The sequence below is a fragment of the Mesorhizobium sp. GbtcB19 genome, assembly GCF_019091085.1.
Classification (GTDB): Bacteria; Pseudomonadota; Alphaproteobacteria; order Rhizobiales; family Rhizobiaceae; genus Mesorhizobium.
Genome location: NZ_JAGXJY010000011.1, coordinates 1 through 18,737 on the forward strand (window position 1 = coordinate 1; position 18,737 = coordinate 18,737).

The window sequence follows — 18,737 nt, forward strand, 5'->3', positions numbered from 1 at the left end:
CGCAAGGAAGCTCCTGGTCGTCCTCAACGCCATCATCAGGGACAAAATCGCATTCGCATGAACACAGTTGCCATGCCATTACGTCGAAACCGGCGATGGAGAATTCTCACCCGTGCCGACGGGCGCTGGCAGCGGCCATTTCTGCACCGCTGCATCCTTCAGCAGCCGTCACGGCATGGATCCTAGGGTCTGCGCGCGTCGCTTCGCTCCTTGCTCCGCCCTAGGATGACGAAGTCGCTATTCCGTCTTCGCCGGCGCGGCGGTCATCTGCTCGCCCATGGCCTTCATGTCGGCAGCCTCGCCTTCCTTCGACGTCGAAGGCACCTTGAACACCTGGCCCGGCCAGATGCGGTCGGGATCGCGGATCTGGTCCTTGTTGGCGAGATAGAGGGTCGAGAAGCGCGTGCCGTGGCCGTAGACGCGACGCGAGATGCGCCAGAGTGTGTCGTTGCGGCGGATGATGACGGCGCCGTCGGCATGTTCGAGCTTCGGCGCAACCGTCTCGGGCACATCGGTCGAAGGCGTCGCCTCGGCAACCTTGGCGGGCGCCTCGGCTGCCGGTGCCGCGGGCTTGGCCGCTTCGGCCGTCGTCGTGACCTGCGTGGTGGTTTCGGCCGGCTTGGTTTCCGTGGCCTGGGAGCCCGCGCCCTGGACCTGTGCGAGCTTGGTCTCCGCTGGCTTGGCCTCGCCGGTGTTTGTCTCGCCAGCCTTCGTCTCGCTTGGGGCTACGGCGGCGATCGCCTCGCCGGGCTCGCGCTCGAACGGCACGGCAGCGCGGGCGACGACCTTGACGCCGTCATCGTCCAGCCCGTCGACATGGATGGTGTAGCTGCCGACCGGAATGTCGCGCGTCGCTTCGATCAGGAAATGGCCGTCGGCCGAGGTCTTGGCATCGCCGAGCAGGATGGCGTCGGCATAAGCGCGCACCTTGCGGCCGGGATCGGCGGTGCCGGCGACGAAGATCTTGCTGCCGTCGATCTCGACCGCCTCGACGGCGATCTTGGGCTCGGCCGCAGCGGCAGCCGGCGCGGTCGCAGCCGCCTGATCGGTGGCGGCGGGCGCGGTCGCGGCGGGCGCCGAGGTCGTATCGGACGCAGCCGGCGCGGTCGTTGCCGGAGCTTGCGCAGCCGGTGCCGCCTGGTCGGTGGCGGTCGGCGCCGCCGGCTTGGTCTCGGCCTGCGGCACGGTGATCAGTTGCGAAGCCTTGCCGGGCTCCTCGACCATCGCCAGCACCTGGCCGGTCGGGCTCTGCGGCACCGAGACGACAGCGGTTTGGGCCGAGGCGACGGCCGTGCCGCCAACCGTCTGGCGCAGCGTGATGGTGTAGTCGCCGGGCTTCAGCGGATCGTCGAGCACGATGGCGAAGGCGCCGTCGGGGCCTGAATCGGTCGCGCCGAGTACCGTCCCGCCATTCAGGATCTCGACCTTGGCATTGGGCGCGGCGCTGCCGGCGACGACGATCGAGCCATTGCCTTCGACGCGCACGACATCGAAGGTCGGCAGTGCCGGGCCGGCCGCGGCGGCAGGCGCCTGGGCGGCTGGAGCGGTCGCGTTGTTGGCCGATGCCATCGTGTTGGCGGGGGCCATCTTGTTGGCAGGCGCCATGGTGTTGGCTGGCGCCATGGTGTTGGCCGGAGCCATCGTGTTCGCAGGCGCCTGGGGCACGCGCCCCTCGGTGCTCGTGCTCGAGGATTCAGCCGGTTTCGCATCGCCTTGCGGCAATGCCGCGACCTGCGCCGGCTTCTGGTTGTTGATGTAAGGGTCGAGCGCGCCCGACCCGTAGGCGACCGCCGCGACGACGACCACGCCGCCCGCCGCGAACAAAAACGCCTTAGAAGGATTGATAGCCATAATTCCGTATTGCCCCCTTAGCCACCTAACGCCCGGTCTAGCGTGTTTTCTCCTAGCTCACAAGAAAAAGCCCGCCCGCGGGCTTGACCCCGCCGACCGTCCCTATCACCAATCATCGCCATGAACACGATTCGATCCGTCTGCGTCTATTGCGGCTCGTCTCCGGGCCGCGACGAGGCCTATATCAAGGCCGGCCACACACTCGGCCGCTCGCTTGCCAAATCCGGTTTGCGCCTGATCTATGGCGGCGGCACCAAGGGCATCATGGGCGCCGTCGCCGATGGCGCGCTCAAGGCCGGCGGCAAGGTCACCGGCATCATCCCGCGCTTCCTGATCAACAGGGAAGCGACCGAAACCGCGCTCGACAAGCTCGACGAATTGCTGATCACCGACAACATGCACGAGCGCAAGCACAGCATGTTCGAAAAATCCGACGCCTTTGTGGCGCTGCCCGGCGGCATCGGCACGGTGGAGGAAATCGTCGAGATCATGACCTGGGCGCAGCTCGGCCATCATCGCAAGCCGATCGTCTTCGCCAACGTCAAGGGTTTCTGGGACCCGATGCTGGCGCTGATCGAGCATATGTCGGCCGAAGGCTTCATCCACACCGCGCAGCGCGTGAAGCCGCTGGTGGTCAACGACCCCGAAGCCATCGTCGCCGCCATCATGGTGGCCGGATCGTCGGTCGACGCGCCGACGGAGGGTGTAAGGGCGGTGATAGATAAAATGTAGGGCAATAAGGGAGTAGGGCAGTAAGGCAGTATGTGAGGTTGCGGAACACGCCCCCTACTGCCCTACTGCCCTACTGCCCTACTGCCCTACTGCCCTACTGCCTTCCTCAAATCCCCAATCACCGCCCGCCGGTCATTCCTGCGCCACGCCAGATGGATCGACACGCTGCGCTTGAACCACGGCAGGTCGCGGAAGATCACGCCGGGGGGTGCGGCGCTTCGCAGGCTTTCCTGAACCGTCGCCAGGCCGAGACCGGCGCTGACCAGGCCGAGCGACGTCAACGGGTCGTTGGTCTCATAAGCGATGTCGGGCACGAAGCCGGATTCGACGCAGGCCGCAAGGAATTGTGCGCGGTTGGTGTCGCCGGGCTGGCGCACGACAGTGATCCAGACGCGGCCGTCGAGATGGCCGGGTTGGATGTCGGCGATACTGGCCAGCGGATCGCCTTCCGGCATTGCCAGAACCAGCGGCTCGCGCCGCACCAGCCTGCTTTCGAGATCGGGATCGCCCTCCGGCGCCGGCGAATAGACGAAGCCGAGATCGAGGACGCGCTGCCGCAAATCCTCGAACTGCGCCGCCGTCCGGCGGCTGCGCAATTGCAGATGAAAATCCGGCCGCGCGCGGCGGAAATCCCTCAGCATGTCGGCGACCAGTCCGGAATGCACCGCGCCCTCGACATAGCCGATGGCGAGGCTGCCTGCCGCGCCGCTGGCGAGGTTGCGGCCGAGCTCTTCCAGCCGCGCGGCATTGGCAAGCAGCGCTCGCGCTTCGGCGAGGAAGGCCCTGCCCTCGGCGTTGAGATGGACGCGCTGCTTCGCCCGCTCGAACAAAGTGACGCCGAGCTGCTCCTCGAGCTGAATGATCTGCCGGCTCAAGGGTGACTGCGAAATGTGCAATTGCTCGGCGGCTCGGCCGACATTGCCGGCCTCGGCGACGGCGACGAAATATCTGATCTGGCGCAGGTCGAGCATTTTTCGCTCCAACAGGTTAAGACTTTGATGGTCTTAACTATAGCCTAATCAGTCTTGGACAGTCTGGCCAGTCAACGCGATATCTCCGGGCATCAACCGGCCACAAAGGAGACAGCCATGCAGTTCTTTGCCCTGCTCACCCGCAATACCCAGAAGTTCAGCGACGCCGACTTCGCGCCGCTGCTGCCGCCAGAGTCCGAACAGCGCAAGACGCTCTACGTACAAGGCGCGGTACGCCAGATCTGGAACCGTGGCGACGTTCCCGGCACCGGCATCATGTTCGAAGCAGCCGACGAGAAGGAAGTCCGCGGCCATCTCGCCACGCTGCCGCTGATCGAGGCCGGCATGATGGACATCGCGGCGATCGTGCCGCTCAACCCCTATCCCGGTTTCGGCCCGAAGCGCTGAGGCAACGGCAGCGCGAGCTGCTGCCGCCCTTTTTGGCTGCGCCTATCCGCGACCGAAAAGACGACTGAAAAGCCCCGGGCGCGCGCCGCCGTAGCACTCGGGTAGCGGGCGCGTGAGCAGGAACTGATCGAGACCCTCGACGGTCTCCGTGCCGCAATAGCTGCATTGCAGCGAACGGGCCAGGGGAGCGATTTCCCGCAGCACAGCGCGAAACCCCTCGCCATCGATCGGCACGTCCTTCGCCATCCTGAGCTCGTGCGAGAATATCTCCATGCCAAGGAAGCGAAAGCCGCGCTTTTCGAGCGCGGCGCGCAACTTTGCCAGGGACGGCTCCGCGCCCCAGAACTCGAAGCGCGTCGGCCGGATGCGGGCATCCGCGGCGACTTCCAGTCCGAGGTCGCCGATAGCCTCGGCGGGAAGAATGAGCGGCGCAAGTGCTGCAAGCGAATGCCGTTCCAGCGTGAGCGGGAAGGCCAGCGCCTCGGCGGCCTTGCCGGCTATCCGTTCGAAACCGGTGATGTCTTCGGTCGTAAAGTAGAAATCCCGGCGTCCCTCGCCATGCTGTTCGGCGATGTAACAGGCGGGGCAGTTCGCGGCGGCCAGATCCTCGCAAAGCCTTTCGAGGAAAGCGTAGTTTCGCTGCGACCCTTTGGGCGTCAGCAACCCATCGCGCGGCATCAATTCGTTTGCGCGTGGCGTGATCTTCAGGCGCAGGATCGGCAGCGATGCGGCGGCGCGCAGCAGCGCCATGTTCACCCTTGTATGGATGAACAGCTCGCCGCCGTCGGGGCGATAGCGCACCAGGGCGCGATGCGGTTCCGCCTCGCGGATGACCTCTTCGGTCTCCTCGTTCGAGACCTGTTCGCCGGTGACCGGGAATTGCAGCAAGGTCATGCGATCGCCCCCAATCGCTTTGGTCGGCCCATCCTGCCAGTTTGTCGGGCCGGAGCCTAGAGCGTTCAGTGGCTTACGGCCATGCGTCCTGCATAGCGTTCACCGACAGCCATGCCATCATCGGCAACGCGACCAGCAGCGCCAGCCGCAGCCCCGCGGATCGCGCCTGGTCGGGCTCCTGGCGCTGAAGCCGGCGCCAGATCTGGAATGCCGCGAAGAAAATGAGCAGCGCATAAAAGCCGGCGAGCAGCCAAAGGGCCGTCTGGCCGGATATCGCAATGCCGTTGTTCTCGAGCACCTTGCCGATCAGCATGGCCGGCCCGGCGACGAAGAAGGCAATGGCGGTGCCGAACAGGAAGCCGATCATCGCGCCTGGAAAGGACGTGGCCGACAGCGCGACGAGCACCGCCAGCAGGATGAGCAGGGTGATGAACGCGCGCTGGCTCATGGCCACATTCCCCGACCTAACGCGGAGGAATGTACCAGTCCGGCCTTAATCGCGCGTAACGGCATGGGTCTTCGGAGGCGCAGCATGGCCAAAACCTCCCTCCCCTTGCCGGCAACGGAACCGTCGCTATTGTCGACGGCGATCCGAAACAGTGGGGACGGAACTTCATGAAACTTGGCTTTGTCGGCACGGGCGCGCTGAGCTCGGCCATCGTCACCGGGCTGAAATCGCTGCCGGGCGAGACGACGCCGGTGGTGGTCTCGCCGCGCAACGAGGAGATCGCCGCCGAGCTCGCCGCGCGCTACCCCGATGTGCGCATCGCCGCCGACAACCAGGCCGTGCTCGACCAGTGCGACACCGTCATGCTGGCGGTGCGGCCGCAGATCGCGCGCGAGGTGTTGCGGGAATTGCGGTTCCGGCCGGACCATCATGTCGTCAGCCTAATCGCCACCGTTTCGCGCGAGGAGATCGCCGGCCTCGTGGCGCCGGCGACGCATGTCGGCAAGGCCCTGCCCATGCCGATGATCGCCCGCCTGCAGGGCGCGACGCTCATCTGCCCGCCGGACCCGATCGTGGCGGCGTTCTTCGGCAGGCTGGGCGGCGTGATCGAGGTCGAGGATCAGAGCGAGTTCGACGCGCTCAGCGTCGTCACCGCGACCTATGCCAGCTATTTCAAATATCTCGACACGATCCATACCTGGGTGCGCAGCCAGGGGGTGGACGGCGACAAGGCCCGCGACTACATCACCAGCATCTACAAGGCGCTGGCCAACGCGCCTGATACTGCGCCGGACGAAGATTTCACGCATCTTGCGCAGGACTATGCGACGCGCGGCGGCATCAACGAGCAGGTGCTGCGCGAGCTGACCGAGCGGGGAACGTTCGAGGCCTTCGCGGAAAGCCTGGAGCGCATTCACCAGCGCGTCGCGGGCAAGTAGCCGGCGAGCCCAAGCAGCGATTGCCATCACGCCGCCGGCGCGAGCCGCAGCGACGGCTTCCGCGCGCCGAGCCGATCGAGATACAGATAGACGACCGGCGTGGTGTAGAGCGTCAAGAGCTGCGAGACGATGAGGCCGCCGACGATCGCCGCGCCGAGCTACGGTTCCGGTCCGAACGATTCAACCGGCACCTGTCAGCTCGACGGCCGTGCGCACGCGGGCGAGCACTTCGCTCAGCATGTCGTGCATGGCCTTGCGCGCCTTGGCGGCATCGCCGGCCTCGATCGCCCTCAGCACCTTGCCGTGCGCGTCGAGATCGCCGACCGGGTGACCGAACAGCGCGTTGGTGGTGGGCACGCTATATTGCAAGGCGGTGTGGATCAGCGCCGAGAGCGGCAGGAAGAAGCGGTTGCCGGTGGCGGCGAGCACGGCCTCGTGGAAGGCAGCGTCCGAAGAGACCGGATCGCCCTCGCCGGAGGATGCGGCGCGCATCGCTTCGAAGGCCTCGCGGATGACGGCAATTTCGTCCGGGTCGTTGCGGCTCGCGGCAAGGGCCGCGGCCTCGCATTCGAAGCCCAACCGCACTTCCAGAAGCTCGATGATGAAGTGGCGCGGCGTAGCACTTGCGCGCAGCCAGCCCAGCACCGAGGGGTCCAAGAAGTTCCAGTCCTTCAGCGGGCGGATGCGCGAGCCGCGCCGCGGCCGGGTGAGCAGCAGGCCCTTGGCCCAAAGAATCTTCACCGCTTCGCGCGCCGCACTGCGGCTGGCGCCGAAGCGGGCGCAGATCTCTTCCTCGCCCAGCAGCGTCGCGCCAGGCGGAAACAGCCCGCCGAGGATCTCGCGGCCAAGACTATTGGTTATCTCATCAGTCACCGACGAGGTCTGGTTGCCTGCCATTTGTCCCGGTTCGTCTTAGCCTGCCAACAACCGGTCGGTGTTACCGCACCGGGTTGTGCCTGTCCATGTCATCTGATTTGTCAGATAAATTGAGTTGAAGCCGCCGCGGCTTTCCGGCTAGCTGTGGGGAGAAAAGCCTTCGAGTTGGCCAGCGACAAATCGCAATCGATGAAGGTGCAAATTGCGTTCGACTGATTATCTCGGCCGTCTGTTCGGCCTCGAAGGCAGGCATGCCTTCATCACCGGCGCCAGCCGCGGACTGGGGCTTGCCTTCGCGGAGGCGCTGGCAGGCGCCGGCGCGCGCGTCACCATAGGCGGCCGTAAGGCCGACGAGCTCAAGGCCGCCGGTGACCGGCTGCGCGCCGAGGGCTACCCGATTGCGGAGTCACTGATCGACGTCACCGACACGCAGTCGGTCGATGCGGCAATCGCGGCGAGCGAAGCCGGCACCGGCCCGATCGACATCCTGGTCAACAATGCCGGCATCCAGCGCCGCGCGCCGCTCGAGAGTTTTTCCGACGCCGACTGGGACGCGCTGATGGCGACCAATCTCGACGGCGTGTTCAAGGTCAGCCGCGCCGCCGTGAAGGGCATGATCCAACGCCGCAAGGGCGTGATCATCAATGTCTCCTCGGTGCAGAGCACGCTCGCCCGTCCCTCGATCGCGCCATACGCGGCGAGCAAGGGCGCCATCACCATGCTGACCAAGTCGATGGCCGGCGAATGGGGCCAGCACGGCGTGCGCGTCAACGCCATCGCGCCCGGCTATTTCAAAACCGAGCTCAACGCCGCGCTGGTCGCCGACGAAAAATTCTCAACCTGGCTCACTGGCCGCACCCCGATGCGCCGCTGGGGCGATGTGGAGGAACTGGCGGGTGCGGTGGTGTTCCTGGCGTCAGACGCGGCGAGTTTCGTCACCGGGCAGACGCTGCTGGTGGATGGCGGGATTACGAGCGTGCTTTAAGCGGATCGAACAATGATCGTAAGGATGGCCGAGCTGGAGATCGACCCAGGCAGCGTCGACGCGTTCAACGCATTGCTCTCAGAAGAGATCGAAGCCTCGGTGCGACTGGAGCCTGGGGTGCTGTTTTTGTTTGCGGTTGCCGTGAAAGAAAATAGCCACCTGGTACGAGTGATCGAAGGTTATGCTGACCAAGCAGCATATGAAGCGCATCTGACCGCGCCGCACTTTCTCAAATACAAGGTCGGGACCGCCGATATGGTCAAGTCGCTCCGCCTACTCGAAACCGATCCGATTTTGCTCAAGGCGAAACCCCAAATTTCAAACTGAGACACTACTCCCACGTCACATCCGCCGGCACACTGTGCTCCAGCACGAGGTCGACATTGAGCATGTCGTTGCCGCGGACCTTGGCGATCGCATATTCATCCGGGTAGCTGAGGTCGGTCCAGCGCTTCAGCAGCCGCTGTTCCAGCTCGGCGCGCGACGCGGTCAGGAAGACCGTCAGGTCGAACAGGCGGGCGAGGCCGGACCAGGGCGCGCGGCCGAGCAACAGGTAGTTGCCTTCCACGATGACATAGCGGGTCGATGGCGCGATCAGCCTGGCGCCGGCGCGCGAAAGGTCTAGCGGGCGGTCGAAGGTCGGCACGGCGACGCTTTGCGCGCTATCGCGCACGCGCCGCAAGGTGAGCTCGAAATTGTCGAAATCGAAGGTCTGCGGCGCGCCCTTGCGCTGGCGCAGGCCAAGCCGGTCGAGCACCGCATTGTCATAATGGAAGCCATCCATCGGCAGGATTTCCGCACCCTCCGAGGCGAGTTCCTTCCGCAGCCGCTCCGCGATTGACGACTTGCCGGCGGCGGGAGGGCCAGCGACGGCGATCATGACGCGCGCGCCGGAGGCGTCGGTCGCCAGGATACGCGAGACGAGATCGTTCCAGTCGCTCATGGTCGGTCCTTGGGCCTGGCTGTTGCAAGGATGTTGTTGGAGCATGATCTTTTCCGAAAACCGGATCCCACTTTTCGGGATCATGCTCTGATGATGAAAGGGGTTGACCAGTGCCGCCTCGCCAAGGCGGTCAACCTGGCGATGCCCGCAGGGAGCGCCGGGCGGCGGCACTGGTCAAGGCGGTGAAGGTCAGTCGGCCGATATCCAGCGGATGATGTTCGCCATCAGCCGGCCGTAGAGCGGCCATGCAAGAAAATCCTGCGACAGCCAGTGCGGGCCGATATCGGTCGTCCAGGCGGCGGTCCGGCCCTTGCCAAGCTCGCGTACGGAAAGCAGCGGCCAATCCGCGCCGCGATAATGGCAGGAGGCGAGCAGCCGCGAAGAGCCGTCGCGGCGGAAGTCGGTCTTATTCATGCCGAGGATCGGCGGCAGCGGCCCCTCGATGCCGGCGAAGATTGGATGCGAGGACTGCAGGATGGAGGCCTGCAGGCCCTGCGGCACTTCCAGTCCGTCGCTGAACGGCAGGCAGCGCACCGGCAGCACGTCCTCCACCGGCGTGTCGCGGAAACGCGCGGTGCCGAACATGCCCTGAAAACCCATATAGCCGCCGGCCAGCATCAGCCCGCCGCCGGCCTCGACATAGGCCTTCAGCACATCGAGGCGGTTGACGCCGACGCAGCCGGCGCGGGCTTCGGGTGTGACCAGCAGGCTCAGCGCGCCGACGTCGGAAATCACCACCGCGTTGTAGGGCGCCAGCGCTTCGAGGTCGTAGGGGAATTCGGCCGGGCAGCGCTCACCGCCGATCTGGGTGACCGAGATGCCCTCGGCGGCCAGAGCGGCGTTGAAGGCAGCGGCGCCGTTGACATAGGCGGCGCTCGTCAGCACCTCGGCGCCGGATGCCACCGATGTCGTGGCCGAAAAGGTTTCGCCCGCAAGCAGGATTTTCATTGCGCACCGTGCTGTCGATCGAGAGAAAGCGGCGGGCGCCGTGGCGCCCGCCGGGTTTGGGGGATCAGAACTTGAACTCGGCAAGGTTCTCCGGCGTCACGATCTTGGCCGGGCCGAGCACCAGCTCGCCGCCGGCGCCGATCGTGTATTCGCCCAGACGGCCGGCCTTGAACTTCTCGCCTTCCTTGCCGGTGATCTTGCACTGCGCCAGCGCCTGCGCGGTCTGATAGGTCAGGTAGCCGAGGTCGGAGACGTTCCACCAGATGTCCTGCGCGGAGCCGTCCTTGATGTATTTCGAGATCAGCGTGGCTGGCGCCAGGCCCGTCAGCTTGACCTTGCCCATCAGGCCGGCTTCCTCGAGCGCGCGCGCCGCGGCCGGCAGGCCGATGCCGGCCGGAACGATGATCGCCTTCAGATCGGGGAAGGCCTGGACCAGCGCCAGCGCCTGCTGCTGGTTGACCTGCTCGCTCTCCTCGCCATAGGCGACCTGCACCAGCTTCATCTTCGAAAATTTCGGCTCGGCCGCCATCTTCTTCTTCATGAAGTCGATCCAGGCGTTCTGGTTGGTGGCGGTCGGCGTCGACGACAGGATGGCGAAGTCGCCCTCGCCGCCCATCAGATTGTAGGCGCTTTCCAGCATCATCTCGGCCAGGCTGTCGCCCTTGGCCTGGTTTGCGAAGACCGCGCGGGCATCACCCGCGACGTCGGAATCGTAGGACACCACCTTGACGCCCTGCTGGGCTGCGCGCTTCAGCGCCGGCGCCACGGCGTTGGCATCATTGGCCGAGATCGCGATGACGCCGACCTTCTGGGTGACCAGGCTGTTGATGAAATCGATCTGCGCCTCGGCAGTCGCCTGCGAAGGCGCGACCTGGATCGCCTTGCCGCCGATCTCCTTGGCGGCCTCCTCGGCGCCCTGCTGGGCGACCTTGAAATAGGGATCGGTGTCGAGCTTCGGCAGGAAGCCGACGGTCACCGGCTCCTTGGCGCATTCGTCGGCCAGGGCCAACGATGCGGGGGCAAGCAGAATGGTCGATGCGAGCAGGGCTAGTCCAAACGCTTTCATTGTACACTCCTCCGTTTAGTTCGGGCTTGCTGGAAGGGGCCCGATATCACCCCTTGGTTTCGCGCAAGGCGCGCGATCTTGAGAGGCGCTCCTCCAGGGAGCGCCAGTAATTGCCGATGAGCAGCGAGCCGATCAGAAGCAGGCCGATGATCATGCCTTGCGCGTCGCCACCGATCTGGTTGAGCGCCAGCACGTTGCGGATGATGGCGATCAGCACCAGCGCCAGCATGACGCCGGTGAGCTTGCCCTTGCCGCCGAAGACGCTGACGCCGCCGAGCAGCACGATGGTGATGACGTCGAGCTCCATGCCGAGCGCGTTGTTGGCGCGCGCATTGGCAAGGCGCGCCGTGTAGACGATGCCGGCAATCGCCGCGACGACGCCGGAGACGACGAACAGCCAAAGCACCATGCGGCGCGTGTTGATGCCGGAGTAGCGCGCGACTTCGGGGCTGCCGCCCAGCGCATAGAGCCGCTTGCCGGTCGCGGTCTTCTGCAGCACGACCGCAAAGACCGGCGCCAGTATGAGGAAGGGCACGATGGTCCAGGGGATCTGCGTTCCAGGCAGATTGTCGATGCCGAAATCGACGATTGCGGGCGGCAGGATGTTGACCGAGCCGGTGCCGAGCAGGATGTAGCCGATGCCGCGATAGAGCGCCATGGTGCCAAGCGTCACCACCAGCGACTGCAGGCCTAAGCGCGACACCAGAAAGCCGTTGAAGGCGCCGAGCAGCGCGCCGAAGAGCAGCGTCAACGGGATCGCGGCGAAGGTCGGCATGCCCGCTTGAACGGCAAGGCCGAAAATCACCGAGGTCAACGCCAGCACCGAGGCGATCGACAGGTCGATCTCGCGGCAGATGATGAGCAGCGTCATCGGCAGGATCAGCAGCGCTTTTTCCGAAGCGCTGGCGGCGAGCTGCGAGAGGTTGAAACCGGAGACGAAGTTCGGCGCGAAAAGCGCGGCGTAGAGGAAGACGGCGAGACAGGCGGCGGCCAGCAGCAGGTCCCAGAAATCGATCGAGCGGAGGAACTTCGTCATCTCATCCTCGCCTGTCTGGCATGTTCGGCGCGCCGCACGATGAAGGTGTCGATGCCGATGGCGACCAGGATCACCAGGCCGTAGACGCCCTGCAGCCACAGCGGATCGACGCGCACCAGGGTCAGACCGTTCTTGATGACCAAGAGCGTCAGCGAGCCGAGCACGATGCCGAGCAGCGTGCCGGAGCCGCCGCGGATGGCGACGCCGCCGACCACGGCTGACGCGATCACCGTCAGCTCGAAACCGAGCGCGACGCGGGCGTCGATGGTGGCGTAGCGCGAGGCCCAGAGCGCGCCGCAGAGGCCGCCGAGCAGGCCCGCCAATCCAAAGGCCATCAGGATGCGCCGGTCGACAGGAATGCCGATGAGGCGCGCGCCGTCCGGATTGGAGCCGGTGGCGAACAGCTCGCGACCGACCGCCGTGCGGTAGAGCAGCACATAGCCGGCGCCGAGGATGAGGACGGCGATGGCGACGATCAGCGGCACGCCGGCGAGCTTCAGGCCGGTCATGTCGAGCCAGCGCTGCGTCACCTCATCGGCGCTGACCTGGTCGCCGGCGGCCCAGATCGAATTGAAGCCGCGGAAGATCGACATCGAGGCCAGGGTGACGACGATTGCCGGGATTTTTCCCCGGGTGACGACGAGGCCGTTGATCAGCCCGCAGACGCCGCCGACGGCGCAGGCGGTGGCGAGGCCGATCGCGATATCGAGGCCGGGATGGGCCTGGACCATGCTGGCCGCCATATAGGCCGACAGGCCGATCACCGAAGCGATGGAAAGATCGATGTTGCGGGTGATCAGCACCAGCATCTGGGCAAGTGCCGCGACCACCAGAAGTGCGGCGTCCATCGAGACCGCCGTCAAATTGGCGGCGCTGACCATGCGCGGGTTGATGATGGTGACCGGAATGGCGACCGCCAGCATCGCGGCAAGCAGGCCGAACTCGCGGCGCTTGAGGATATTTGCCGGACCTTTGCTGGCTTCCGCGAGCGCGGCCTGCGCGGCCTCGGTCGGCGCACCAGCCTGCTCGACCGCGCGGGTCGCGGCTTCCAGCACCTTTTCCTGCGTCGCCTCGCCGCTCGCGAACTCGGCCGTGCGATGGCCCTCGCGCAGCACGACGATACGGTCGCACATGCCGATCAGCTCGGGCATTTCGGAAGAGATCAAGAGGATCGCCATGCCCTGCGCGGCCGAGTCGGCGATCATGGCATGCACCTCGGCCTTGGTGCCGACATCGATGCCTTGCGTCGGCTCGTCAAGGATCAGCACGCGCGGCTCGGTGCGCAGCCATTTGGCCAGCACCACCTTCTGCTGGTTGCCGCCGGACAGTTCCTTGACCGGCTGGCCGTAGCCGGCGAAGCGCAGCTTCATGCGCTTCAGCCAGTCGGCGACGAGACCGGTGGCGCGGTCGGTGCCGTAGAGACCGAAGCGCGCCGCCTTGTCCAGAACCGGCAGCACGGCGTTGTCGAGAACGCCGAAATCCATCACCAGGCTCTGGCCCATGCGGTCTTCCGAGACATAGGCGATGCGGGCATTCATGGCGTCGCGCGCCGAGGCAAAGCGCACCGGCTCGCCGTCGATGCGGATCTCGCCAGCATCGGGCCGGTCGATGCCGAACAGGACACGCGCGATCTCGGTGCGGCCGCTGCCGACCAGGCCGCCCAAGCCCACCACTTCGCCGGCATTGAGCTCGAGGTCGATATCGGCGAAGGCGCCGGTGCGCGACAGTCCCTTCGCCTCCAGCACCAGCGCGCCGGGTTTTTCGCGACGGTCCGGATAGAGATCGCTGACCTCGCGGCCGACCATCATGGAAATCGCCGCGGCGCGGCCGAGCTCGGCCTTCGGCCTGACGCCGACAAGGCGCCCATCGCGCAGCACCGCGATGCGGTCGGCGATGCGAAAGATCTCGTCCATGCGATGGCCGACGAACATCATCGCCACGCCATGTTGCCTGAGGTCGGCGACCACAGTGAAAAGCCGCTCCACCTCGCGCTGCGAGAGTGCCGCGGTCGGCTCGTCCATGATCAGCACGCGCGCGTCGAGCGAGAGCGCGCGGGCGATCTCGACCAGCTGCTGCTCGGACGTGCGTAAGGCGCCGAGCCTGGTGTCGGTCGGCACGGCAAGGCCGACGGTCGCCAGCACCTTCTTCGCACCGGCGAGCATGGCTGAATTGTCGATGCCGCCGAAACGGTCCCGTGGCATGTGGCCGAGATAGATGTTTTCCGCCACCGACAGGTCGGGGAACAGGCCGGGATGCTGGTGCATGACGGCGATGCCGGCGGCCTGAGCATCATGCGGGGAGCGGAAGGCGGCGGGTTTGCCGTCGACCTCGACATGGCCGTCGGTCGGTGAATATACGCCGGCGAGCAGCTTTACGCAGGTGCTCTTGCCGGCGCCGTTCTCGCCGAGCAGCGCCAGCACCTCGCCGGGACGCAGGTCGAAAGAAACATCCTTCAGTGCGACGGTGCCGCCAAAGGCCTTGGTGGCGCCGACCAGCGCTACCGGAGCAGCCTTCCCCTGCGCCGTTGCTACGGCTTCACCAAGCGCGCCTTGCTGCAGCACGTTTCCTCCCTGGTCGTAGTTATTTTTTCAGTTTGCTATATTAAATGCCTCCAAGCCGCAACCGGAAAATTGACTTCCTGACGCGCAACGCGCAGTGTCGCGCCACGCTTCGACGCGATCCGGCGGCTTCACGACCGCGATTGCAGATAGAGCCGGCCGCATCGGCGGCAAGACCTGGGGGATGGCGGTTTGTCGGGAAAAGGCAGCAATTCGGTCAAGGTTCGGCACTATAACGAGCGTTTCGTGCTCGACGCCGTCCGCCGCCTGAAGGAGGCGTCCAAATCCGACCTGGCGCGCGCCGCCCATCTCACGCCCGCCGCCGTTGCCGACATCGTCGATGGACTGGAGCAGGCCGGTTTCGTAAAGCAAGTGGGAAAAAGGTTCGGGCAGCGAGGATCGCCTTCGATCCTCTACCGGCTGGCGCCGGAGCGCATCTACAGCGTCGGCATCAAGATCGGCCGGCGCGCGCTGGAGGCGGTGCTGGTCGATTTCGCCGGCGAGGTGCGGGCGCGTGCCTCGCATGAATACCGCTATCCGGACCCGGATCTGGTGCGCAAGGCCGGCAACACCTCGCTCGCCAATTTCGAGGCGCTGGTCGACGGGCTCGACGATGCCTCGATCGTCGGCGTCGGCATCGCCTCGCCCTATTTCCTCGGCGGCTGGAGCGAGGAACTGGGTTTCCCTGACGACCTCGGCGATCGTTGGGAAGCGATCGATCTCATGACCTTCTTCGCCACGCCGCCGAAGGCACCGGTGTTCATCGAAAACGACGCCACTTCCGCCGCGCTGGCCGAGCTCGTGCAGGGCGCGGGTTCGCGCTTCCGCGACTTCATGCACATCTCGATCGACACTTTCGTCGGCGGCGGCCTGGTGCAGAGCGGCAAGGTGCATACCGGGCCGCATGGCAACAGCGCCGCGCTCGGCCCGTTGCCGGTCTCGCCGTCGAGCCTCGATTCGGTGGCGGCGAAGCCGGCGCGCTACCAGAGCCTGCTGCACCGCGCCTCGATCTATGTGCTGGTCAATCATCTCAAATCGCGCGGCATCGAGATCGTCCGCGTGCGCGAGCTCGACCCCATGCCGCCCGGCGCGCGCGAGCCGCTGTTCGAATGGATCGAGGACTGCGCCAACGCGCTGGTCGAGGCGATCATCGCCATCACCTCGGTCATCGACATCGAGGCGATCGTGCTGGACTCGATCCTGCCGCGTTCGATCCATCTCGAATTGCTGGCGAAAGTGCAGAACCAGTTCAACCGGGTGAGCGCCATCGGCATCGTCGCGCCGGAAATAGTACCGGGACAGTTTGGCCCCGAGGCCTCGCCGATCGGCGCCGCCATGCTGCCCTTCTCGGCCCTGCTTGCGCCCGACAGCAGCGTGCTGATGATCGGCAAGGACCGGACGAAGCTGTTGAGCAGCCTCTCGGCGCTCGCCGGCCAGGGCTGAGAGAAGGCGGCAGCCTGGCCGTCACACCGGCAGGCTTGTCACGCCGGTCGAAAGATGCGGCTCGGCCGGTGTGGCTGTGGAGCCAACCTTGGCGCTTGCGCCCGCTTTGCCCTTCATCGTCTCGACGAGCACGCGGTCGACCGACAATCCGCCCGCGCCGCTCAGCGCCAGGATGAACATACCGCCAGCAATCGCGAGGTCCTTTTCGAAATGCAGCAATTCGTTCTGGCTGGCGAAATTGGTGTGGAAGAGGCTTGCCGTCATCAGGCAGAACAGGCCGAGCCCGACCGCGCCCAGCCGCGCCAGTATGCCCAAGGCCACCGACAGGCCGGCGCCGAGCTGCAGCAGGATGGTGGCGACGAGCAGCGGCGTGCCGACTCCGAGCGCGGCCATCGCTTTTTGAGCGCCCTCGAAATGCGTCGCCAGTTGCAGTCCCTCATGCACGAAGATCAGGGACAGAAGCAGCCGGCCGGCAAGCAGGACGACGTCCCTGGCATGCAGCTTCTCGGCAAGTTCGGTCGATGTCATGGTCGGCTCCAGTCTTTGGAAACAGGCAGGATCGAGATTGAAAGGTCGGAGCCGGCGCGAGGGAGAGGAACGCCGGCTCCGGTTTTCGGGCGCTACCGCCGTGGCGCCCAAAAAGTTGGTGTTAGCGAGAGAGATCAGCGCGAGGCCCCCTCTCCGGCCGCTTCGCGGCCACCTCTCCCCGCTTCGTGGGGCGAGGAAACAGGCGGGGTTACTTCGTCACCTTGGTGTCGATGGCCTGCTTGAGGTCCGAAAGCTCCTCGCAGCCGGCCGGGCAGAGTTTTTCCAGTGAGGCAAGCTGCTCGTTGGCCTTGGCCATGTCGCCGGTCTCGACATAGAGCTCGCCCAGATATTCATGCGCGGCCTTGTGGTCGGGCTTAAGCTCGAGCGCCTTTGTGTAGTAGGTGAGCGAGGTCTGATAGTCGCCGGTCTTGCGCAGCGTGAAGCCGAGCAGATTGTAGACGTCGGCCTGCTGGGTGTCCTGCGCGAGGTCGCGCAGGTCGGCCAACGCGCCCTTGTAGTCCTTGGCGTCGATCTTGGCCTTGACGGCCGTGAGGTCCGGCGCATCGGCGCCTTCGATGTCGTCGACGGCATAGGCCGGAACGGCGATGGCGATCGGGGCCGCGGTCAAGACCGCAATGGCGCCGAGCACCGCGAAAAGTGCGTGTTTCATGGAAGTTGTCGCTTTCTGTTCAGGATCCGATTCAATCAGATCTCGGTTGGAGTGAAGGCGTAGGCGCTGCCGTCCTTGACGAAGCTGCCGGTGCCGGGGAACGGGAAGTGCGAGCCGCAGATGCGGACATTGTCGGCAATCACCTGATCGATGATTTTGTGACGCGTGGTGATCGCCATCGGCCCGTCCTGGTCGTAGGCGCCCTGCCATTCGGGATGCGGGGCAAGCAGCGCCGGCACGTACATGGTGTCGGCCGAGACGAGGAACTGCTCGGCGCCGGCATCGACATGGTAGACGGAATGTCCGGGCGTATGGCCGGGCGCCGCCATGATGCGGATGCCGGGCACCACCTCCGCGCCGTCCTCGACCAGCTTCCAGTTCTTCCATTTCGGGAAGTTCTCGGCGATGCGCTTGCCCGCCGGCTTGCGGCCCTCGGGCAGCTTGGCGAGGCGGCTGGGATCGGTCCACCAGTTGTACTCGGTGGCGTTGACGATCAGCTCGGAGTTCGGGAATACCGGGTCGTTGGTGCCCTTCTCCATCAGGCCCCAGACATGGTCGGGGTGGAAATGCGAGATCAAGATGGTGTCGATCGCCTTGTAGTCGATGCCGGCGGCCTTCATATTGGCCGGCAGATGCGTGGCGTTGGCCTGCCACTGGCCGACGCCGGAGCCGGCATCCATCATGATGGTGCGGCCGTTCATCTGAAGCACCACGACGGTGAGCGGGATCGGCATGAAGTCGGTGGTGAGCCCCGCCTTGGCGAGCGCTGCCTTGGTGTCGTCGACCGACACGTCCTTGATGAAGGCCGGGTCGTGTGGCTTGCGCCAAATGCCGTCATAGACGGCGGTGACCTCGAGCGAGCCCACCTTGTATTTGTAGAAGCCGACCAGCGGCTCGACCGGCGTTTCGGCGTGAGCCGCGGGCGCGAATTCCAGCTTGCCGGCAATGCCGAAGGCGGCAGCGGCGGCGGCTGATCCGAGCACCATGCGGCGTGTCATGTTGAACATCAGAAATCTCCTCTTGTGGCTACGTTCTGCTTCAGGTTTCAGGCGGTACGATTGAATGGCGGAGGGCCCGGTGCGACCCTCCGCCGGCTGCGGAAACCGGAGTCGGCCGGTCCGACTGAAGACCGACCTGCGCCGGGGAGATCGGGACTTCGGTTCCTTAACCGACGAGGCGTGCCTTCCTCACCCGGATGGGACGTTCGGCCCCGAACTCCGAGCTCAATGACCCCAGATGCGTTGGCCGGGCTCATCCGCAGCAATCCTGGCCGCCGGCTTCATGTCGTGGGCGGCCATTTCGGGCTTCACGATGGAAGCGGTGGTGGTGGTGTCGACGGCGACAGCCTGCTGGCCGGTCGCGGAGAAGTGGTCGCTGCCGGCAAAGGCGCTGCCGGTGGCAACGAGAATGGCGAGAGCGGCGAAGACGGTTCTGTTCATGTC

The 18,737-nt window shown here is 65.6% G+C and carries 20 protein-coding genes; 6 read left to right on the forward strand and 14 right to left on the reverse strand.

All coding sequences use genetic code 11. From position 1 onward, the window contains the following. Positions 1–237 precede the first annotated feature (237 nt). Positions 238–1,851, reverse strand: a complete 1,614-nt coding sequence (locus tag KVT37_RS19000) for a LysM peptidoglycan-binding domain-containing protein (protein ID WP_217575850.1) — start codon at positions 1,849–1,851, stop codon at positions 238–240. 120 nt (positions 1,852–1,971) lie between these two features. Between KVT37_RS19000 and KVT37_RS19005 the strand changes: the two genes are divergently transcribed. Continuing rightward, positions 1,972–2,583 carry a TIGR00730 family Rossman fold protein gene (locus tag KVT37_RS19005; RefSeq protein ID WP_217575852.1) on the forward strand — a complete coding sequence of 204 codons (612 nt, stop codon included), beginning with the start codon at positions 1,972–1,974 and terminating at the stop codon, positions 2,581–2,583. 86 nt (positions 2,584–2,669) lie between these two features. Here the strand turns inward: KVT37_RS19005 and KVT37_RS19010 are convergent, their stop codons facing one another. Next, entirely contained in the window at positions 2,670–3,554 is an 885-nt protein-coding gene (locus tag KVT37_RS19010) for a LysR substrate-binding domain-containing protein (RefSeq protein ID WP_217575854.1), read from the reverse strand. A gap of 117 nt (positions 3,555–3,671) precedes the next feature. Between KVT37_RS19010 and KVT37_RS19015 the strand changes: the two genes are divergently transcribed. Next, positions 3,672–3,962, forward strand: a complete 291-nt coding sequence (locus KVT37_RS19015) for a muconolactone Delta-isomerase family protein (protein ID WP_217575856.1) — start codon at positions 3,672–3,674, stop codon at positions 3,960–3,962. Between the two features lie 42 nt (positions 3,963–4,004). Here the strand turns inward: KVT37_RS19015 and KVT37_RS19020 are convergent, their stop codons facing one another. Then, positions 4,005–4,856, reverse strand: coding sequence for a hypothetical protein (locus KVT37_RS19020; protein WP_217575858.1), 852 nt, complete (start codon positions 4,854–4,856; stop codon positions 4,005–4,007). Between the two features lie 73 nt (positions 4,857–4,929). Continuing rightward, entirely contained in the window at positions 4,930–5,304 is a 375-nt protein-coding gene (locus KVT37_RS19025) for a hypothetical protein (protein WP_217575860.1), read from the reverse strand. Between the two features lie 167 nt (positions 5,305–5,471). Between KVT37_RS19025 and KVT37_RS19030 the strand changes: the two genes are divergently transcribed. After that, positions 5,472–6,242, forward strand: coding sequence for a pyrroline-5-carboxylate reductase (locus tag KVT37_RS19030; RefSeq protein WP_217575863.1), 771 nt, complete (start codon positions 5,472–5,474; stop codon positions 6,240–6,242). A 180-nt stretch (positions 6,243–6,422) separates the two neighbouring features. Here the strand turns inward: KVT37_RS19030 and KVT37_RS19035 are convergent, their stop codons facing one another. Then, positions 6,423–7,139, reverse strand: a complete 717-nt coding sequence (locus KVT37_RS19035) for a FadR/GntR family transcriptional regulator (RefSeq protein WP_217575865.1) — start codon at positions 7,137–7,139, stop codon at positions 6,423–6,425. A 181-nt stretch (positions 7,140–7,320) separates the two neighbouring features. Between KVT37_RS19035 and KVT37_RS19040 the strand changes: the two genes are divergently transcribed. Together KVT37_RS19040 and KVT37_RS19045 are read left to right on the forward strand one after the other, a co-directional pair. Beyond that, positions 7,321–8,103 carry a glucose 1-dehydrogenase gene (locus KVT37_RS19040; RefSeq protein ID WP_217575866.1) on the forward strand — a complete coding sequence of 261 codons (783 nt, stop codon included), beginning with the start codon at positions 7,321–7,323 and terminating at the stop codon, positions 8,101–8,103. A gap of 12 nt (positions 8,104–8,115) precedes the next feature. Next, positions 8,116–8,430: a putative quinol monooxygenase gene (locus tag KVT37_RS19045; RefSeq protein ID WP_217575868.1), complete on the forward strand. Its 315-nt coding sequence runs from the start codon at positions 8,116–8,118 to the stop codon at positions 8,428–8,430. 4 nt (positions 8,431–8,434) lie between these two features. Here the strand turns inward: KVT37_RS19045 and KVT37_RS19050 are convergent, their stop codons facing one another. From KVT37_RS19050 to KVT37_RS19070, 5 genes are all read right to left on the reverse strand, one after another. Further along, the gene (locus KVT37_RS19050; protein WP_217575870.1) at positions 8,435–9,046 is read right to left on the reverse strand and encodes a nucleoside/nucleotide kinase family protein; all 612 of its coding nucleotides are present in this window, start codon (positions 9,044–9,046) and stop codon (positions 8,435–8,437) included. 189 nt (positions 9,047–9,235) lie between these two features. Then, positions 9,236–9,994: a glutamine amidotransferase gene (locus KVT37_RS19055; protein WP_217575872.1), complete on the reverse strand. Its 759-nt coding sequence runs from the start codon at positions 9,992–9,994 to the stop codon at positions 9,236–9,238. Positions 9,995–10,058: 64 nt separating this feature from the next. Beyond that, a complete protein-coding gene (locus KVT37_RS19060) occupies positions 10,059–11,060 on the reverse strand; it encodes a rhamnose ABC transporter substrate-binding protein (protein ID WP_071074644.1) in 1,002 nt (333 codons plus the stop codon). A gap of 46 nt (positions 11,061–11,106) precedes the next feature. Further along, positions 11,107–12,096: an ABC transporter permease gene (locus KVT37_RS19065; protein WP_217575875.1), complete on the reverse strand. Its 990-nt coding sequence runs from the start codon at positions 12,094–12,096 to the stop codon at positions 11,107–11,109. Then, positions 12,093–14,657 carry an ATP-binding cassette domain-containing protein gene (locus KVT37_RS19070; RefSeq protein WP_217575877.1) on the reverse strand — a complete coding sequence of 855 codons (2,565 nt, stop codon included), beginning with the start codon at positions 14,655–14,657 and terminating at the stop codon, positions 12,093–12,095. Before KVT37_RS19070 ends, KVT37_RS19065 begins: the two co-directional genes overlap by 4 nt. Positions 14,658–14,846: 189 nt before the next feature. On the opposite strand from KVT37_RS19070, the gene KVT37_RS19075 reads away from it, so the two are divergent. Then, on the forward strand, positions 14,847–16,097 hold the full coding sequence (locus KVT37_RS19075; RefSeq protein ID WP_217575879.1) for an ROK family transcriptional regulator: 1,251 nt from the start codon (positions 14,847–14,849) through the stop codon (positions 16,095–16,097). Between the two features lie 21 nt (positions 16,098–16,118). On the opposite strand, the gene KVT37_RS19080 is transcribed toward KVT37_RS19075, so the two are convergent. From KVT37_RS19080 to KVT37_RS19095, 4 genes are all read right to left on the reverse strand, one after another. Further along, on the reverse strand, positions 16,119–16,625 hold the full coding sequence (locus tag KVT37_RS19080) for a DoxX family protein (protein WP_217575881.1): 507 nt from the start codon (positions 16,623–16,625) through the stop codon (positions 16,119–16,121). Between the two features lie 208 nt (positions 16,626–16,833). Then, positions 16,834–17,295, reverse strand: coding sequence for a tetratricopeptide repeat protein (locus KVT37_RS19085; RefSeq protein WP_217575883.1), 462 nt, complete (start codon positions 17,293–17,295; stop codon positions 16,834–16,836). 35 nt (positions 17,296–17,330) lie between these two features. Next, complete coding sequence (locus KVT37_RS19090) at positions 17,331–18,302, reverse strand: MBL fold metallo-hydrolase (protein ID WP_217575885.1); 972 nt, start codon at positions 18,300–18,302, stop codon at positions 17,331–17,333. Between the two features lie 216 nt (positions 18,303–18,518). Next, a complete protein-coding gene (locus tag KVT37_RS19095) occupies positions 18,519–18,734 on the reverse strand; it encodes a DUF680 domain-containing protein (RefSeq protein ID WP_217575887.1) in 216 nt (71 codons plus the stop codon). Positions 18,735–18,737 lie beyond the last annotated feature (3 nt).

Excerpts from the sequence above, each read along its gene's own strand:
- KVT37_RS19000 (WP_217575850.1), bottom strand. The coding sequence starts at position 1,851 with ATGGCTATCAATCCTTCTAAGGCGTTTTTGTTCGCGGCGGGCGGCGTG.
- KVT37_RS19005 (WP_217575852.1), top strand. The coding sequence starts at position 1,972 with ATGAACACGATTCGATCCGTCTGCGTCTATTGCGGCTCGTCTCCGGGC.
- KVT37_RS19010 (WP_217575854.1), bottom strand. The coding sequence starts at position 3,554 with ATGCTCGACCTGCGCCAGATCAGATATTTCGTCGCCGTCGCCGAGGCC.
- KVT37_RS19015 (WP_217575856.1), top strand. The coding sequence starts at position 3,672 with ATGCAGTTCTTTGCCCTGCTCACCCGCAATACCCAGAAGTTCAGCGAC.
- KVT37_RS19020 (WP_217575858.1), bottom strand. The coding sequence starts at position 4,856 with ATGACCTTGCTGCAATTCCCGGTCACCGGCGAACAGGTCTCGAACGAG.
- KVT37_RS19025 (WP_217575860.1), bottom strand. The coding sequence starts at position 5,304 with ATGAGCCAGCGCGCGTTCATCACCCTGCTCATCCTGCTGGCGGTGCTC.
- KVT37_RS19030 (WP_217575863.1), top strand. The coding sequence starts at position 5,472 with ATGAAACTTGGCTTTGTCGGCACGGGCGCGCTGAGCTCGGCCATCGTC.
- KVT37_RS19035 (WP_217575865.1), bottom strand. The coding sequence starts at position 7,139 with ATGGCAGGCAACCAGACCTCGTCGGTGACTGATGAGATAACCAATAGT.
- KVT37_RS19045 (WP_217575868.1), top strand. The coding sequence starts at position 8,116 with ATGATCGTAAGGATGGCCGAGCTGGAGATCGACCCAGGCAGCGTCGAC.
- KVT37_RS19050 (WP_217575870.1), bottom strand. The coding sequence starts at position 9,046 with ATGAGCGACTGGAACGATCTCGTCTCGCGTATCCTGGCGACCGACGCC.
- KVT37_RS19055 (WP_217575872.1), bottom strand. The coding sequence starts at position 9,994 with ATGAAAATCCTGCTTGCGGGCGAAACCTTTTCGGCCACGACATCGGTG.
- KVT37_RS19060 (WP_071074644.1), bottom strand. The coding sequence starts at position 11,060 with ATGAAAGCGTTTGGACTAGCCCTGCTCGCATCGACCATTCTGCTTGCC.
- KVT37_RS19065 (WP_217575875.1), bottom strand. The coding sequence starts at position 12,096 with ATGACGAAGTTCCTCCGCTCGATCGATTTCTGGGACCTGCTGCTGGCC.
- KVT37_RS19080 (WP_217575881.1), bottom strand. The coding sequence starts at position 16,625 with ATGACATCGACCGAACTTGCCGAGAAGCTGCATGCCAGGGACGTCGTC.
- KVT37_RS19085 (WP_217575883.1), bottom strand. The coding sequence starts at position 17,295 with ATGAAACACGCACTTTTCGCGGTGCTCGGCGCCATTGCGGTCTTGACC.
- KVT37_RS19090 (WP_217575885.1), bottom strand. The coding sequence starts at position 18,302 with ATGTTCAACATGACACGCCGCATGGTGCTCGGATCAGCCGCCGCCGCT.
- KVT37_RS19095 (WP_217575887.1), bottom strand. The coding sequence starts at position 18,734 with ATGAACAGAACCGTCTTCGCCGCTCTCGCCATTCTCGTTGCCACCGGC.